Genomic DNA, 14,729 nt, shown 5'->3' on the forward strand with positions numbered 1-14,729 from the left:
ATGTATCGCCCACCCGTTGAGGGCGGTCAAAAAAGCCTTGATTTACGGGGGTTTGGAATATCCTAAAGCGTGACATTTATCCCTCTGTTTCCGCTTGCGCTGTGCGGCTTTGATTCTTTTCATGCGTCTGGCGCAATCCGGGCAGTATTTCCCCCGGTTTGACTTGGGGAGAAAATACCCGCCGCACTCGGTACAGCGTTTCCTGTCTGCCCGGTGCAAAAGGGCGGCTTCCAGTTTCCCGTCCAATGGCAGTACGGCTATCCGAAACCAGCGGCATATAAGCGAATAGCTGATACTCTGGACGCATACGCAAGGCTCGCCGTTATCCAGCAATATACAGTTGCCGTATCGTAGTTGCAGCACTCATGCACAAGACGGCGGGCGGCTCTGTACTGCTGGTAGTCCATGTATAGGCGTTTACCGTTCATTTTCCCGCCCCTTTCCCCGTTCCGGCTCACGGCGCAATATTTTGTCAAGATTGCTTTTCACGGTCTGCAATTCCCGGACGTTCGCTTTCTTCTTCCGGTACTCGTTGTAAAGGGCGTTTTTCTCTTTGGTAAGCAGCTCAATCTCGGTCTGTAATGCTTTGGTCGCTGGCAGCTTTTGGATTCCCTGTGCCTTGAAATACCGGGCGGCAGATTCGGAAATGATAAACTCGCTTTCGTGCTGTTCCCGGTAGGCTCTCCGGGCTTTCTCCGTTTTCTGCGCCCGCAATCCGTCACGGGCTGGCTTGGTCTTGATGTAGGCTAATAGCTGTTTTTGCAGGTCTTTTTTCTCCCGCAAGGCGCTTTCCACGGCTTTCAGTTTCCCGGTTGTTTCATGCAGTTCGGTACTGGCGGCGGCAAGGGCGGCTTCCAGTTCCTCCGGGGAAGAAAAGCCGGATTCCTCGTAAATGCTCACGGTAGCCGCCATTTGCTTCAAGTTGTGCAAGGTCGCCCATTTCTCGTAGCCTTTCCCCTTGCCCTCGGCTTTCTTGGCGGCTATGTCTACCATGCGCTGTACGCTGTCCTGTTTCGGGGCGTTTACAGCGGCTTTGTTGCGCTGTAAGCGGTCTTTTATGCTGCGGGGGTATTCCTGTTGGGGTAGGGGCGTTTCGGCGGCTCTGGCGGCGTTCTGTGCGTTTATGGTGAGTGCTTCCAGTACGGCGGCTCGGTCAAAATCATCACCCAGTTTCCGGGCGGTGATGGGCTTTGTTCTGTCCGGCGTGAGATATGACAATCTCCCCCGGCTCTCCTTGACGGTCACGCCCTGTTGCAGCAGCTTCCCGGAAAAATCCTCAAAGGAAACGGCAGAGGACAGGGCGGTGCGGATCGTGCGCCGTAGCTTCTCCTTGTCGGTTTCAAATTTTGTGACTTTGGGCGGGTCATCTGCGGCGGCAAGGGAAGCGTTCTCTTTATCCAGTGCGGCTTGTCCTTTCCGCTTCGCCCAATACTCACGCTCGGTAACTCGGTTCTTGCTCCCGTTCAGCAAGTCAATCTGATAGAGGTTTTCCCAGTGGCACATCTCCATGACTTCCGCTTTGAAGTATTCCATAGCTGCGTCTGTACAGCGGTGCTTGCAGCCCTCCCTTGTGTCGGCTGGTCTTTCCATGTAGGGCAATAGTGGCACTTCCGCAATCCGCAAGCTGTTTATGACGATATGCACATGAATGTTGCCGCTGTGGTTATGCCCGTCCGGGTGGGTGCAGACAAGGGCTTGGTGTCCGGGGAAATGCGCTTTGCAAAATTCCTCTCCCAATACTTGCGCCCGGTCTACGGTCAAGCCGTTGTCGGGTGCGTCACGGGGGTCAAAGCTGATGATATAGTGGTGGCTTTTTACGTCCTCCCGCTTCTGGTTCTTGCCGTATTTGAGATTGGAACGCATACAGGCGATTGCAAAATCTTCATCACCACAATTCAAAGAGGAAATGTGGTAATCGTCACGGAGAACAAGCCGCCCGTTTCCGTCCAGTGTGGGCTTCATGGTAAACTCGTCATGCTCAAAGGTTAGGTACTGCTCGGCAGCTCCGTAATCGGCATTTTTAGAGCTGATATGTTTGAATGTTGCCAACGGCTTCACCTACTTTCTGCAAGACTTCAAACTTCAAGGCGGCAAGCTCCGCTGTGGCGGCTCGTACCTCTTGGGAGAGGGCGTTATAGGGTGCGCCGTACTCGTTCAGACAGCGGGCAATCTGATTCAAGTTGCCGCCTATCTTTCCATACTCGGCTGTGAGTTTTCCAACGGCAGAGAGTAATTCATCATTGACCGGGGAAACGGTAATGACCGGGCGTATGCTTGACTTAATGAGGGCTTGCCGGATAAACTCGGCTTGGCTCATTTTGCAGAGGGTGACACGCTCGGAAAACTCTGCATATTCTTCCTCGGTCAAGCGTGTCTTGATTACCCGGTGGCGGTGGGGCGTGTTGTATCTTTTCATAGGCTTCAACTCCTTTCTTTTTATGCTTTGCCCTTTCACTAATAGGAGAAAAACAGGGGGCAAAGCGGAAGCGTTTTTTGAAAAATCCGAAAAAATTTTTCGGGGATTTTTCAAGCGGCGCAAGCCGCAAAAAGGCGGGCTTGGGGTGGCAACCCCAACAAGATTCCCGCAGGACAAAATTGAGCGATTAGCGAAATTTGGTACTGTGGTAGAATCTTGCTCTAAGAAAGTGGCGGCTTCCTCTGTGTGGGCTTCCGTCAATACCTTTAGTGCCGCAAGCGGGGATTTTGCCAAAGCTGCGGCGATATTTCTCCCCCTACTACCTACAACACCACGCAAAGCAAAAATGACGGTGATTTACGGAAATTCCTTTCTATCTTCTTTGCACGGCATAATACTGACGATTCTTCAAAATGCCAAAAATGGACGCAAAAAAAACAGGAAACCTTTTCTTGATTTCCTGTCTTGGTGTGCCGTTCTATGTAGCGGCGGTTATTCAGTTTTGATATATGGCTGTTCATCAAAGCGGAACTTGAACAGGGAAGCGACAAGCCGCTGTTTTATGCTGTCCTCGGTATCCCTGTCGATATGTCCGTTTTCAATGGCAGCTATCCGGATGCGCTTGCTGTAATGCCGCAAAACCTCGTCCACGGCTTCCGGCTCTCCGCTGGTCGCCCGGACAATCGTTTCATAGGGCAAAAGATTCGGATTTCCCATGCGAAAGCACCTCCATTTTCCTTTGCAGGAGTTTTAACGTCCTGCGGATTATATACCCGGTCGTACTCCGGCAGCGTCCATACATTTTCCCGATTTCCTGTTGTGTATAATCCCCGAAAAAGTAAAGGAATATGATTTCCCGGTTTCTCTCCGGCAAGGATAACAGGGCGGCGGCAAGCTCCCCATTGGTGAGGATAACGGTCTGACCGCATATCGTTATAGGGTATTCTTCATAAGGTGCTTCAAAATATTTGTCTGTTGTGCCTAAAGGGTAAAACTTTTCTTCTGTGAGGTATTCAAGGGATATTTCTTTCTGCCGCCGTCTGCTCCTGTCACGCCATGCGTTGAGTGCTGCATAGCGTATGACGGTCTTGCAAAAGCCGTTGAAGGTATACATGATGTGTTCCTTGTATGCTTCTGTGCAAGGCATAGGTGATTTCCCCCTTTCTCCCACATGGGCGTTTTATGGTTGACAGTTACATTTAATAATTCAGAGAAATAACAGCACGTAGTCTGTCATATCTTGAATATTGCAAAAAATATTTTGTATAAGCCTATAACCAAAAGCAAACTTGCATTTAACAGCAATACAATGAACAAGTCTTTTACAAAATACCATACTACCCATAATGGAATACCTACCATATAGGGCAAACAGAGTAACAGTAGTGGCAATATGCCATGCCTTGTAATGTCAAAGAGTATCAGTCTTGTTGTCTGTTTCTTTTTCTTCCATTTTCTTATTGTTGCTATCGGATATACTGCCACTGCAACCAACGCTAAATATGCTCCATTCAGCAACAGGTGTCTTACAATATACGGGCTGCCAGATATATCATATTGTTCTCTGCCCAAAAGAGCAAATATCACATTTTGGGAGATAATATCTGCCAGTTGATTCGTGACAAGATAATCGTTCATATTGATAAGGAAAATGATTCCTAATCCGCTTTCCGGCAATAGATACATATTAGACATATAATTCTCAACCAGCCCTGAATGCCCCAATACAGGCTCTGTATATTCTTCTGTCAAAGTCCACCCCATTCCGTAATAATAGGGAGTGTTATCATCTACATATACATTGTCATAAAGCATAGTATTTAAACTATTCTGATTGACTATTCCCATTCCTCCATTTAGATACATTTGCAGATATTTTGCCATATCTGATACACTGGAACTTAAATAACCTGCCGGAACGGTAGACCATGAATGTTTATCGGGATAGTCCGGCTCTCCCGCAATCGGAAGTCCAAAATAATTTCGATATCCTGTTATCAATCCGTTTTCTTTGCTTTGTACAAGTGTTGCTGCCGTATGATTCATACTTAGTGGAGAAAAAATGTTTTTATCCATATACTCTGAATAGCTAATTCCGCTGACTGTTTCTATGATTTCTCCTAACAATCCATAATTGATATTTGCATATTGATGTTGTCCGTAACTTTCTGTTATTTTTGCATTTCCAAAACGCTGATATGTCCCTAAACCGCTTGTCTGATTCAAAAGCTGTCTTACAGTAATTTTATCTCCGTCGGACACATTTATAAAATAATCAGATGTATCAATATAATCAGATATTGTCGTGTCTAAATCTACTTTTTCTTCTTCCACAAGCTGCATAACAGCTAATGCTGTAAATGATTTGCTCAATGAGCCTATAATAAAAGGCGTATCTAAATTATCGCAATTTCCATAAGCTTCAGAAAACAGAACCTCTTTAGAGTCTACAATGGCTATCGCCATTCCGGGAATATGTAATTCCTTTATTTCTTTTTTTATCTGGCTGTCAATATCGCTATAATTGCTACTTTTTTCATATGCCAAAACAGGCTTATCCCATATAGCAATAACACAAATTAGTGACAGTATTACACAAATGATTTGCCTGATTTTTCGATTCATAAAACCTTTTCCCTTGTTTTTTTCTGATATACCATGCGCTATCATTTCCCCTCTAATTTTTTTGCTCCCTCAATTAAAATGTCTATTGATAATTCAAAACTATCTTTTATCAACTGTGTATTACCAAAGGCGTTATGATTTTCAAGTAATGCAAAGCCCTCTAAAAAACTTCTAAACATTCTGACTAAATGAATGCAATTATCTTGTGAAATATTTAGTGACTTAGTTATTTTGAAAAAAATTGAAAACATTTTTGAAGTCACTTCATTCATCTGTTCATTCTCAAATTGATTGTACCAAAGCATTGTGCTAAAAACTCCTTGATTCTCTATTGCATATTCATGAAAAGCGTAGCACATAGCTCTAATCGCATCATATCCAGAAAATCCTATTACAGATTGAATAATTTTGTCTTCTAATTCTTTCCAACCATATAGCATAAGCTGCTGTTTTAGGTCGTCAAGCCCATCTATATGGTTATAAAGCGATGGCGACTTAACGCCTAATTGCGATGCAAGCGTTTTTAAAGATAGGTTTTCTATGCCTATCGTATTTGCTATATATGCAGCTTCTTTGATAACCGATTCTTTATCAATTTTTATTTTCGGCAAAATAAAGCTCCTCCTTTTTTCTTAATCTAGTTTGTATTTTAACAAATTTAATTAGTTATGTCAAGATATTAAGAATTGACAAGGGCTTCCGTAGTAGTCGGCATTGTGGGAATGTGTATAACTGGCTATCTCATGGAATTGTGGGTAACTCTGTTTGCAGGACGTGGGAAAGCTGCACTTTAGCTTTTCCATGTGCTGTGAATAGAGTTATCCATGATTCCATAGCCAGTTATGCACATTTCCACAATGCTTGTCTTTTGGTCTTTGGTTTCTTTGGTTCGGAATAGTGTGGTGCTGGCGGTCTATCTCTTGTTTTCGGTTGCTTGCTTCTTTACCGTACATGAGCATTCGCGCCAGGGTTATCGTTGCCGTAGCCTTCCAGCAGGTTAATGACGCCCCAAACGCCCAGACCAGCGCCGAGGGCAATCACGAGGACCTTCAAAGTGTTGATAGCCGAAGTGAAAAATTCCATTAGATTACCTCCATATTTGTTGTCAGATTGATTGAGTGGTTGAGCATGAAGAACCGCCCCCGGACAAGTCAGGAGGCGGCACAGGTGTCGGGGGGCGCTCTCACCATACGGGTTTTGTCCAACATGGGCATCACTCCTTTGTGTTGAGAATGAAAAAACCGCTCCCTGAACAGGTCAGGAGGCGGTATCATCAGGATCAGGCGGCGCGTCTAACTCGCAGCACTCGTAGGAATCGTTGGGCTGGACAGTAAGATAGCGGCTCAGGTATTTCTTCACATCAAAAGCGTTTTTCTTACTGAAATCCAGAAGATTTTTATATTGCGGATGCCTGGTAATATCAAACTTGTCGCTGAAAAAGGGCCTCACGCCCTGCACTTGCAGGATGCACTTGCCGTTGTCCATGACAGCCAGCTCATCCTGGCTCATCAATTCACTGCAACATTGTCAAGTGGTGAATTTAAGAATCCGATCATTTTGTTGTAAATAAATTTGGGCTTGAACACATATAATGAGTTCATTCTAAGCCTTGAAGTTTTTTTCTATGTGTGGTATAATGTAGAAAAAGCTTGCAAGGGGGCGTGAAAGAGTTGGTTGATAAGTTGGAAAAATTGAGGCAAGCTACTGTTTCTGATTTACTGCTTAAATTGGAGTCTAAACTAAATGCTGATGTTTTTACTTACTATGGCGAAATTGTCAACGGTGTTGAAAGAAATGTTAAGGATATGATAGAAGCTTTAGCTAAAGATTCCAATAAACATCAGGCGATTTATGTATTCCTTACTACGCCCGGCGGAAGCCTTCCTCCAGTTCAAAGGATGGTTGATATTTTGCGCCATTTTTATAGCGAAGTTAACTTTATTATCCCAGATTATGCATATAGTGCCGGTACAATTTGGTGCATGAGTGGGGATAATATTTACATGAACTATTATTCTTCTCTTGGGCCGATTGACCCACAAGTGCAGAGTAAGGATGGAAAATTAGTTGCAGCTTTAGGTTATCTTGACAAAATCAACGAACTCCTTGAAAAAGCCAGGAAAAATGAATTATCGCAAGCAGAATTTTTAATCTTAAAGGATTTTGACCTAGCGGAGTTACGCTCGTATGAGCAAGCAAAAGAGTTAGCTGTGGATATGCTGAAGAAATGGCTAACAAAATACAAATTTAAGGACTGGACGACGCATTCAAAAGATGGAACTCCGGTTACTTTGGAGCAGAAAGAGGCACGAGCACTTGAGATTGCCAATAAGTTAAGCGATAATAACGTATGGAAATCTCATGGGCGTCCGATAGGGATTCAAGTTTTAACAGAAGATCTGCACTTAAAAATTATCGATTATGAAAAAGATGCCGAATTGAATGAAATAATTGGCGAATATTATGATGTTTTATCTGAGTATATTAGGAGCCATAACTTTCGTGGTTTCTTTCAAACGAGGTTATTTATATGAGTATAGTTGAGAGAGTCCAACAGTTGTCATGCGGCGTGGTTATAGCAGACGAAAACTTTGAAAGATTAAAGGATGCATTGGGTGAATATCATCGATTAGTCCAGGAGGGCATATTGACCCCAAGGAAAAATAATGTTCAAGATATTTATACTGTCTATTCTTTTAGGAGTAATATAGACTCATAAATGTATCTAATAAACACCCCCGCTTCTCCATACGAGAAGCGGGGGTGTTTATTAATCGTGTTTTACCGTTATCTCCCCAACAAAATTGTAGATAATACGAACTTCCTGCATCTTTTCACCACCAATGACTTCGACTGCACTAATGATGATTTTATCAATCAGCCGATTCAAAATAGTTTCATCCAATTCCGTGATGGATGCATATTCCCGGATTTCCCCGATGAACCGGCGCACATCGTCCTCCGTGTCGCTGGCGGTACGCAATTTGTCCGTGATCGCCTGTATCCGGGCCTTGTTGTCCGCCTGTTCCTGCTCCAGCGTCTCAGTCATGCGGAAGAACCGCTGCTCCGTTAGGATACCTTTGGTCTTGTCCGCATACAGGCTCATGAACATCTCGTCAATTTCCTGATTGCACTTTGCCAGGGCATCCAACTCTTTCTTCAAGGCCCCTTCGTCCATTGTGTACCGCTGTTCCAGCCGGTGGGTCAGCCGCCCATAGAACGCCTCAGCATCCTGCAAAGCCATCTTGCCATGCTCGATAATGTCAGCCAGAACGAGGTTATAGAGGTCGCGGGCCTCAATCTTATGGCTGGTGCAGGCTTTCTTTCCCAGCCGGTTATAGGTCTGGCAGATGTAATATGCCCTGTCAATCGGCTCCCGCTTCTTCTTGGTGCTGCGGTCAATGTCCGTCCGCCCCACCTTCTCATATCGCACCTCCATCGACTTGCCGCAGGTGGCGCAGTAAACAAGACCGTGGAACAGATTGTAAAAGGGGCAGCTATTCCCTTGCATGATGGTCGGACGGTGGTCGATCAGCTTTTGCACTCTGTCCCACTGCTCCCGGCTGACAATCGCCTCATGGCAGTTCTCGACAATCTCCCATTCATTACGGGGGATTTTGTTGATGGTGTTGGAGCGAATCGCCTTCTGATGGCATTTGCACACCACATGATCGCCCTTGTAGACTGGATTCCGGAGCATCTTACTGATAACAGAACTGCCCCAGGAGTAATAGCGCACCTCTGATTCTATCGGGCCTTTGACGCGGGTAATGGGAATCTTGTGTTCCAGCAGATATTTGGCGATCCGCATCATTCCGTATCCGTCTGCCGCCAGATCGAAAACCAGCTTGACGGTGGGCGCAGTCTCCGGGTCGATAATCAGGTGGCCGTGGTCTGTGGGGTCGCGCATAAGGCCGTAGGGAGTAGGCCCACCCAAAAACTTTCCCTGCCGGGAGCGGGCCATCCAGCCCGCCAGTACCTTCTTGGAAATATCCCGGCTATACATATCGTTCAGGATATTTTTGAACGGGGTAATATCCATCTCCTGCCGGTTCAGACTGTCCACTCCGTCAGTGACAGCGATATAGCGGACGTTGTGACGCGGGAAGAAGATTTCGATATAGCTGCCAGACTCAATATAGTTACGGCCCAGCCGGGAGAGGTCTTTCGTGATGACGCATTTGACCTTCCCGGCTTCAATGTCGGCAATCATCCTCTGGAACGAAGGACGGTTGAAATTACGGCCTGTGTAGCCGTCATCAACGTAAAATTCATAGTCCAGCAGGCCATTTTTCTCGGCGAAGTCACGAAGCAGAGCTTTTTGATTGCTGATGCTCATGCTCTCGTTCTCCCGCCCGTCCTCAATGGAGAGGCGGCAGTACAGCGCGGTGACGGAGGGGGTAAGTTTATTCTTCCTGTTCATTGGTGATCTCCTTAATGAACAGGGACACGATACAGTCATGATACCATGCTTTGACAAATTTTTCAACAGGCATTTTTATCGCTCTCCCTCTTTTCAAGCCAGGATTCAAACTGCCCGCAAGCCTGGGATTCAATGGCCTGTTCAAAAGCGGCCCTCATGCTCTGACTGCCGTTATATTCACGGGTCACGATGAATCGAGGCTTGTCCTGGCGTCTGGTCTTGGGTACAGCGGGTTTATCCTGTTGCGTTTTTCTCATAGGCAGCTCCTTTCAGTCCATCAGATTTTTCAGCCGCGCCAGCTTGTCCTGCGCCGTCGCCTTTCGGAAGTTCTCACCGGAGAATCGAATGGGGGCGCACATTTCCAGCAGACGGTCATAAATACGGGCGTGGGCGGTGTCCTTGGGGTGCTGTAAATCCTGGAGCGGAATGTTGGTGGTTACAATCAGCGGTTTCTTACTGCGATACCGGCTGTCGATCACGTTGTAGACCTGCTCCAATCCGTACTCCGTCCCGCGCTCCATACCAAAATCGTCTATGATAAGCAGCAGAGCGCGGCAAAGCTGAGATATGTACTCATTCCGGCCCTCAAAGCTGGCAGTCAGATCGTTCAAAATCAGCGCAAAATTGGTCATGCGGACGGTAATCTCCTGCTCCATCAGGGCGTTTGCGATACATCCCGCGAAGTAGCTTTTCCCAGTGCCAACGCCGCCCCACAGTAGATAGCCGATGTTCTCCGCCAGCATGGTATCCCAATACTCAACGTAGAAATGGGCGTGTTTCATCTGTGGGCATTTGCCGTTGTCGTTGGCGAACGTCCAACCGCGCATAGCGGGGTCAGTGAAGCCCTGGCGTTTCAGATCGGCCACGGCCTGACGGTGACGGTGGGCTTCCTGTTTCGCGGCCTCTTGGTCAAGCCTCGCCTGTTCGCACTGGCAGGGGCAAGGGAGTAACCGCCCCTCCATGGGCGGCGCGTCCATGCGGAACTGTTTGGGGGTGCGGCACTTGCCGCAGTACAGAAGCCCGTCCTCGCCGGTGTAGTCCTCCGGCCTCACATGGGTCACGGTCATGCGCTTGATAATACTGTCAAAATCATTCATAGGCTCTCGCCCTCCTCGTAAGTGTAATTGGGTATGCTCTTGCCCTTCCGCCTGTCCTCCGCCGCCCAGCGGCGAATAGTGGCGGCGTGGTTCTGGTAGGTCTTGCCTGTGGAGGCCATATACTCGGACAGCTTCTCCACATACTGCTGCCAGAGATCAGGGAGTTCCGCTTGCAGTTCGGCTATCTCCGTATCCGAAAGGAAAATATTTTGATAGCGGCCTCGCGCGTGGGCGCACGCACCCTCACTCCCTTCAGGTAATTCTCTCAATTTACTTGTAAGGTTATTAGTGGACAATTTTCTGTCCGTTAAAGGGATAGTTTTCTGTCCATCAGAAGGACAATTTTCTTTCCTTCTGACAGACAATTTTTTATCCGTCAGACGGACAATATCCTGTCCATTAGGAATCTTGATGTAGATGCGGTTCGGTAAGGACTGGCCCCGCCGCTTGCGCTCGATCAGTCCGGCACTCTCCAATTCGTTCAATGAATTTTTCACGGTCATAGGGCTACGGTCAATGGCGTTGGCAATCTCAACAATGGGAAACACAATGTAAATCTGGCTGTTGCTGTCAGCCCAGCCATTAGCCTGGGATAGCCGCGCCCTGTCCATCAGAACCATATAGACCAGTTTGGTTGCTAACGCTAAATCCGCCTCCAAAAGAAAGCGAGGGAATGGCAGATAGGGCGGCAGCTTGGTATCTTTCATCATGTAGTCAGCAATATGGGTGTCACCTCCCCGCCGTTGCGGGCCGTCTGAAGGCCTTCCGGGGGGCTGGACAGGGAATGTATCAGGCCCCTATCGAGCCACCCCCGGAAAGCCTTGCAAAATCAGGGCTTTTTAAGCCCTAAATGCGTAGAATCGTAGTAGCGTTTTCGCTGGCGCTCTGCTTCTTTCTTCCGGCGGGCCGCAACAGCACATTCCGGGCAGTATTTCGCCCGGTTGGATTTCGGCAGATAGTAGCCGCCGCAGAGAACGCATTTCTTTCTATCTGCCCGATGAAGCAGAGCGGCGCACAAGCCAGCGTCCAGGGGCAGGACGGCGGCACGGAACCATTTGCAGATCAGCGAATAGGTGATGCTCTGCGGGCAGATACATTCCTCGCCGTTGTCCAGGAGCAGACAGTTCCCGCAATCGTAGTTGCAGCAGCTATGTACCAGCCTCCTGGCGGTGCGGTACTGCTGGTAGTTCATGTGAACGGTCACGGTGCGTCCTCTCCTGCGGGTAACTTGATGTAGATGTGATAGGGGGTATGGAGGGCTATCAGCTTCTTCTCCACCAGCCCAACATCCTCCAACTCCCGCAAGGACTGTGCCACGGTGCTGGGAGTGCGGTCGATGATCTCCGCGATGGTCTTGTTGTAGAACGCCAGATAACGCCGCCCGCGTCGGTCAGTCTGAACCATATCCGAATTGAGTGTCATATCCAGCATGATCGCGTAGATTTCCTTGGCGGTCAGCCGAATATTCATGCCCAGCAGGAACCGGGGATAGGCCAGATAGGGCGGCAAAGTGGAGCCACTGGTGATGTAGTCAGTTTTCATGTTCCTTCTCCATTTCGTGTCGGATTTCATGCACTTTCTCGAAAAATTCTTTGATTGCGGTCGTGACAGAATAGGCGCTATCGCCCAATGCGTCAAATTGGGAAATTGTCATTCCGGCGAAAATGTCCGCCCGGTGATGGAGGGATTCAATGCTGGAAACATAGCGGGCACATAGGGCCTTAAACTCACTCAACGCCGCTTCGCTGTCCATTATCCCCTGCCGCTTCGGTGTGGGCGGCGCTATGGTCAAAATGGCAGCGGCTTCTTCCTGCTGGTCAGGGGGCAGTCTGGAAATTTTCAGCGCGGCCCCCTTGGTGATTTTATCGCCAGCATCCCGGATGGTTTTCTTGGCCTCCGGGGTCAGATTGGCGGCTGTCTGGACAAGCTGCTCAACGGTGCGTTTGCTGACACCCAGCTTGTCAGCAGTGTCCTGGGCAAAGGACTTTGTTTCTAAAAGCGAAGAATTTGCGTTTTTAGCCGTCTGCCCATTTCGCTGGCCCTGGCGTGTCTCCGGGTGGATGGCCTCATAGAGTTCTTTTCGGCGCAGAAGCAGATCGCCCAGCTCACGGTGGGACAGGCCAGCCCGGACAAAGTTCTCGTCAATCTCGGCCAACTCCGCTTGCAGGCCGTCCGCCTCACTGACAACGCACTCGATCTCCGTCCAGCCCAGCAGCTTCACCGCCTCCAGGCGATGCAGGCCAGCGATAAGCGTGTTGTCCTGGGTGACGGTGATCGGGTTCATCAGGCCCACGGCGGCGATGCTCCGGGCCAGTTCCTCCACATTCCTCTGCTGGGTGTCGCGCCGCCCAGGATTGATTTTGATTTCGCTGATTTTCATTCGCATGGTGGTTGCCCTCAATGTGAAAAGATAGCGATAATCCGGTTGAGCATTTCCAGGTCGGGGCCGTCCAAGGATTCCCCCAGCCTGCGGAGAAAACTGACCTCCGCAGAGTTCAGAGAACGGCGGTCAAGGTGGAACCATTCGGCAACTCTGACGCCGCCATGGTGGCCTTTGACGGTTTCGACCGGATAGGAGCAGGTCAGTACCACAATGTCCCGGCGAATTGTCCCGGTGCTGACGTTAAACTCATGTGCCAGATTTCTGTAAGTATCATGTCGCCGGAGGCATAAGACCTCCAAAATCTTTTGGCGGCGCTCCCACGGGTTCATATCCATAACTGCAAAATCCTTTCTTCAAAATTATAGTGTTATCGTTCAGTCTCCTTCTGCTGGTGCTGTCCCTCATGGGCCAGCCGATCAGCGGCCTTGCGGAGATTTTCAACGGCTTTGATTTCATCTCGCATATCCCTCATTTTCTGATAATCGAAATCCTTCTGCGCGGTCAGCTTCGCAACCTCGGCCCGCCATGCCTTGGGCGTGATCGCCTCGCCGGATTCCTTTAGCCGTTTGAGAAAATCAGCAGCGGCGTCAAAGTCGGCTAACTCGGCCCTATGCTCCTGCTGGTACTTCTCCCGCTTACCCGGTTTCACCTTATCCAGCTTTTGGCGAATGGGCTTGTACTTCTCATACTGCGCCCACATTTCCAGCCGTTCATCCAGGACAGCGAGGCGACGCTCGGCCTTGACAATTTTGCCGCGCAAATCGTAATAGGCATCATTCATGGCAGAGACTTTTTCATAAAGTTCTTGCATGGACGTGATGCCGTTGCCCTGCAAAAACGCCAGTAGCTTCGCGTTCTCTTGGAGGGCCTTAATCCTGCCGGAACGGTAGCGGGCTTTGTTCCTGTTGACTTCCGCCTGGGCTTCATAAAGCCGGGTCACGAGACTGCCACCGCCCTGGGGCTGTTCGGCTTGGGCTTGTTCTTTTGACCAGTTGTAAATCCGGGTGATGCGGGCTTTGAGTTCCTTCAGCAATTTGTTATCTGCGGCAATTTGGCGATTGATGTTCCCTTTCTCCGTCTGGATGCCCTTTCGTTCCATCTGCGAGGCGGCAACGCCCATGTGGATGGAAGGAATTTTTTCAACGCCCTGCCGCTCATAGCTGCGGTGATCTATGCGCTCCGGTCGGCCCGCCGCCTCCAACGCCCGGTTAGCGTAAGCGGCCCATGCCGCCCGCCACTTCTCGGCGTTCTCACGATTGTTCCAGTCGGTGGTGTCCTCCCGGTGATTCTTCCATCCACCTTTGCCGTCCGGGATGCGGTTGCCCTGGCTGTCCAGGTCGTAGACCTTCCGACACTTCGGCCCCCACTTTCCATCAGGGCGGAGAGGCCGGATCGTCAGCAGAATGTGAGCGTGGGGATTGCCGTCACCTTTGTCATGAAGCGCAAAGTCGGCGCACATTCCAGCGTCCACGAAATTGTCTTTGACAAATGCCCGGACAAGGGCTAACTGCTCCGCTCTGGACAACTCTACGGGAAGGGCAACTTCAATTTCACGGGCAAGCTGGGCGTCGCTGGCCTTCTCAATTTGCTCCACAGAGTTCCAGAGGGTGGAGCGGTCTGAAAACTCCGGCGGGGCATGGGCGGGCAGCATGATTTCAGTATGGACAACACCGGGCTTGTGCGTGTAGTCATGGGTTCGCCCGTCCCACTCGTTTGTCAGCCGTTCGCCGCTTCGGTAGGCGGCAGCAGCGACGGCCGAACGGCCCACACTCCGCTTGATAATTT

At 49.0% G+C, this 14,729-nt stretch carries 15 protein-coding genes and 3 pseudogenes; 1 reads left to right on the top strand and 17 read right to left on the bottom strand.

Annotated features, from left to right (window positions below; translation table 11 throughout):
• Window positions 1-42: 42 nt before the first annotated feature.
• From VV088_RS10770 to VV088_RS10810, 9 genes and pseudogenes are all read right to left on the bottom strand, one after another.
• Window positions 43-428, bottom strand: a pseudogene (locus VV088_RS10770) (cysteine-rich VLP domain-containing protein).
• A complete protein-coding gene (locus VV088_RS10775; protein WP_334600676.1) occupies window positions 418-2,049 on the bottom strand; it encodes a relaxase/mobilization nuclease domain-containing protein in 1,632 nt (543 codons plus the stop codon). The pseudogene VV088_RS10770 and the gene VV088_RS10775 overlap by 11 nt, the downstream one beginning before the upstream one ends.
• Window positions 2,021-2,416 carry a plasmid mobilization protein gene (locus VV088_RS10780; RefSeq protein ID WP_004068264.1) on the bottom strand — a complete coding sequence of 132 codons (396 nt, stop codon included), beginning with the start codon at window positions 2,414-2,416 and terminating at the stop codon, window positions 2,021-2,023. The genes VV088_RS10775 and VV088_RS10780 overlap by 29 nt, the downstream gene beginning before the upstream one ends.
• Window positions 2,417-2,908: 492 nt before the next feature.
• Window positions 2,909-3,133 carry a helix-turn-helix domain-containing protein gene (locus VV088_RS10785; RefSeq protein ID WP_016290299.1) on the bottom strand — a complete coding sequence of 75 codons (225 nt, stop codon included), beginning with the start codon at window positions 3,131-3,133 and terminating at the stop codon, window positions 2,909-2,911.
• Window positions 3,105-3,563 (bottom strand): RNA polymerase sigma factor, encoded by a 459-nt coding sequence (locus VV088_RS10790; RefSeq protein ID WP_120480645.1) that lies wholly within the window; start codon window positions 3,561-3,563, stop codon window positions 3,105-3,107. Before VV088_RS10790 ends, VV088_RS10785 begins: the two co-directional genes overlap by 29 nt.
• Window positions 3,564-3,649: 86 nt before the next feature.
• Window positions 3,650-5,041, bottom strand: a complete 1,392-nt coding sequence (locus VV088_RS10795) for a serine hydrolase domain-containing protein (protein WP_334600677.1) — start codon at window positions 5,039-5,041, stop codon at window positions 3,650-3,652.
• Between the two features lie 41 nt (window positions 5,042-5,082).
• Entirely contained in the window at window positions 5,083-5,652 is a 570-nt protein-coding gene (locus VV088_RS10800) for a TetR/AcrR family transcriptional regulator (protein ID WP_016290296.1), read from the bottom strand.
• A 343-nt stretch (window positions 5,653-5,995) separates the two neighbouring features.
• A pseudogene (locus VV088_RS10805) lies at window positions 5,996-6,124 on the bottom strand (Maff2 family mobile element protein); the annotation flags it as partial.
• Between the two features lie 174 nt (window positions 6,125-6,298).
• Window positions 6,299-6,556: pseudogene (locus VV088_RS10810) on the bottom strand (VirD4-like conjugal transfer protein, CD1115 family); the annotation flags it as partial.
• Between the two features lie 155 nt (window positions 6,557-6,711).
• Between VV088_RS10810 and VV088_RS10815 the strand changes: the two are divergent.
• Entirely contained in the window at window positions 6,712-7,575 is an 864-nt protein-coding gene (locus VV088_RS10815; RefSeq protein WP_334600678.1) for an SDH family Clp fold serine proteinase, read from the top strand.
• A 236-nt stretch (window positions 7,576-7,811) separates the two neighbouring features.
• On the opposite strand, the gene VV088_RS10820 is transcribed toward VV088_RS10815, so the two are convergent.
• The 8 genes from VV088_RS10820 to mobQ form a co-directional block, all read right to left on the bottom strand.
• Window positions 7,812-9,464 carry a recombinase family protein gene (locus tag VV088_RS10820; protein ID WP_334600679.1) on the bottom strand — a complete coding sequence of 551 codons (1,653 nt, stop codon included), beginning with the start codon at window positions 9,462-9,464 and terminating at the stop codon, window positions 7,812-7,814.
• Window positions 9,465-9,733: 269 nt separating this feature from the next.
• Entirely contained in the window at window positions 9,734-10,561 is an 828-nt protein-coding gene (locus VV088_RS10825) for an ATP-binding protein (RefSeq protein ID WP_334600681.1), read from the bottom strand.
• Window positions 10,558-11,271, bottom strand: coding sequence for a replication initiator protein A (locus VV088_RS10830; protein ID WP_334600682.1), 714 nt, complete (start codon window positions 11,269-11,271; stop codon window positions 10,558-10,560). The genes VV088_RS10825 and VV088_RS10830 overlap by 4 nt, the downstream gene beginning before the upstream one ends.
• A gap of 119 nt (window positions 11,272-11,390) precedes the next feature.
• Window positions 11,391-11,753: a cysteine-rich VLP domain-containing protein gene (locus VV088_RS10835; RefSeq protein ID WP_334602061.1), complete on the bottom strand. Its 363-nt coding sequence runs from the start codon at window positions 11,751-11,753 to the stop codon at window positions 11,391-11,393.
• Window positions 11,754-11,761: 8 nt separating this feature from the next.
• Complete coding sequence (locus tag VV088_RS10840; RefSeq protein ID WP_334600683.1) at window positions 11,762-12,103, bottom strand: hypothetical protein; 342 nt, start codon at window positions 12,101-12,103, stop codon at window positions 11,762-11,764.
• On the bottom strand, window positions 12,093-12,947 hold the full coding sequence (locus VV088_RS10845) for a ParB N-terminal domain-containing protein (RefSeq protein ID WP_334600684.1): 855 nt from the start codon (window positions 12,945-12,947) through the stop codon (window positions 12,093-12,095). Before VV088_RS10845 ends, VV088_RS10840 begins: the two co-directional genes overlap by 11 nt.
• A gap of 11 nt (window positions 12,948-12,958) precedes the next feature.
• Window positions 12,959-13,279: a DeoR family transcriptional regulator gene (locus VV088_RS10850; protein WP_334600685.1), complete on the bottom strand. Its 321-nt coding sequence runs from the start codon at window positions 13,277-13,279 to the stop codon at window positions 12,959-12,961.
• A 32-nt stretch (window positions 13,280-13,311) separates the two neighbouring features.
• Entirely contained in the window at window positions 13,312-14,712 is a 1,401-nt protein-coding gene (gene mobQ, locus VV088_RS10855; protein ID WP_334600687.1) for a MobQ family relaxase, read from the bottom strand.
• Between the last annotated feature and the right edge of the window lie 17 nt (window positions 14,713-14,729).

The sequence above is a fragment of the Lawsonibacter sp. JLR.KK007 genome (genome assembly GCF_036941135.1).
Lineage (GTDB): Bacteria > Bacillota > Clostridia > Oscillospirales > Oscillospiraceae > Lawsonibacter.

Bases quoted from the DNA above. Each gene is read 5' to 3' on its own strand.
- VV088_RS10780 (WP_004068264.1), bottom strand. From the start codon at position 2,416: ATGAAAAGATACAACACGCCCCACCGCCACCGGGTAATCAAGACACGC.
- VV088_RS10785 (WP_016290299.1), bottom strand. From the start codon at position 3,133: ATGGGAAATCCGAATCTTTTGCCCTATGAAACGATTGTCCGGGCGACC.
- VV088_RS10790 (WP_120480645.1), bottom strand. From the start codon at position 3,563: ATGCCTTGCACAGAAGCATACAAGGAACACATCATGTATACCTTCAAC.
- VV088_RS10795 (WP_334600677.1), bottom strand. From the start codon at position 5,041: ATGAATCGAAAAATCAGGCAAATCATTTGTGTAATACTGTCACTAATT.
- VV088_RS10820 (WP_334600679.1), bottom strand. From the start codon at position 9,464: ATGAACAGGAAGAATAAACTTACCCCCTCCGTCACCGCGCTGTACTGC.
- VV088_RS10825 (WP_334600681.1), bottom strand. From the start codon at position 10,561: ATGAATGATTTTGACAGTATTATCAAGCGCATGACCGTGACCCATGTG.
- VV088_RS10830 (WP_334600682.1), bottom strand. From the start codon at position 11,271: ATGATGAAAGATACCAAGCTGCCGCCCTATCTGCCATTCCCTCGCTTT.
- VV088_RS10835 (WP_334602061.1), bottom strand. From the start codon at position 11,753: ATGAACTACCAGCAGTACCGCACCGCCAGGAGGCTGGTACATAGCTGC.
- VV088_RS10840 (WP_334600683.1), bottom strand. From the start codon at position 12,103: ATGAAAACTGACTACATCACCAGTGGCTCCACTTTGCCGCCCTATCTG.
- VV088_RS10845 (WP_334600684.1), bottom strand. From the start codon at position 12,947: ATGCGAATGAAAATCAGCGAAATCAAAATCAATCCTGGGCGGCGCGAC.
- VV088_RS10850 (WP_334600685.1), bottom strand. From the start codon at position 13,279: ATGGATATGAACCCGTGGGAGCGCCGCCAAAAGATTTTGGAGGTCTTA.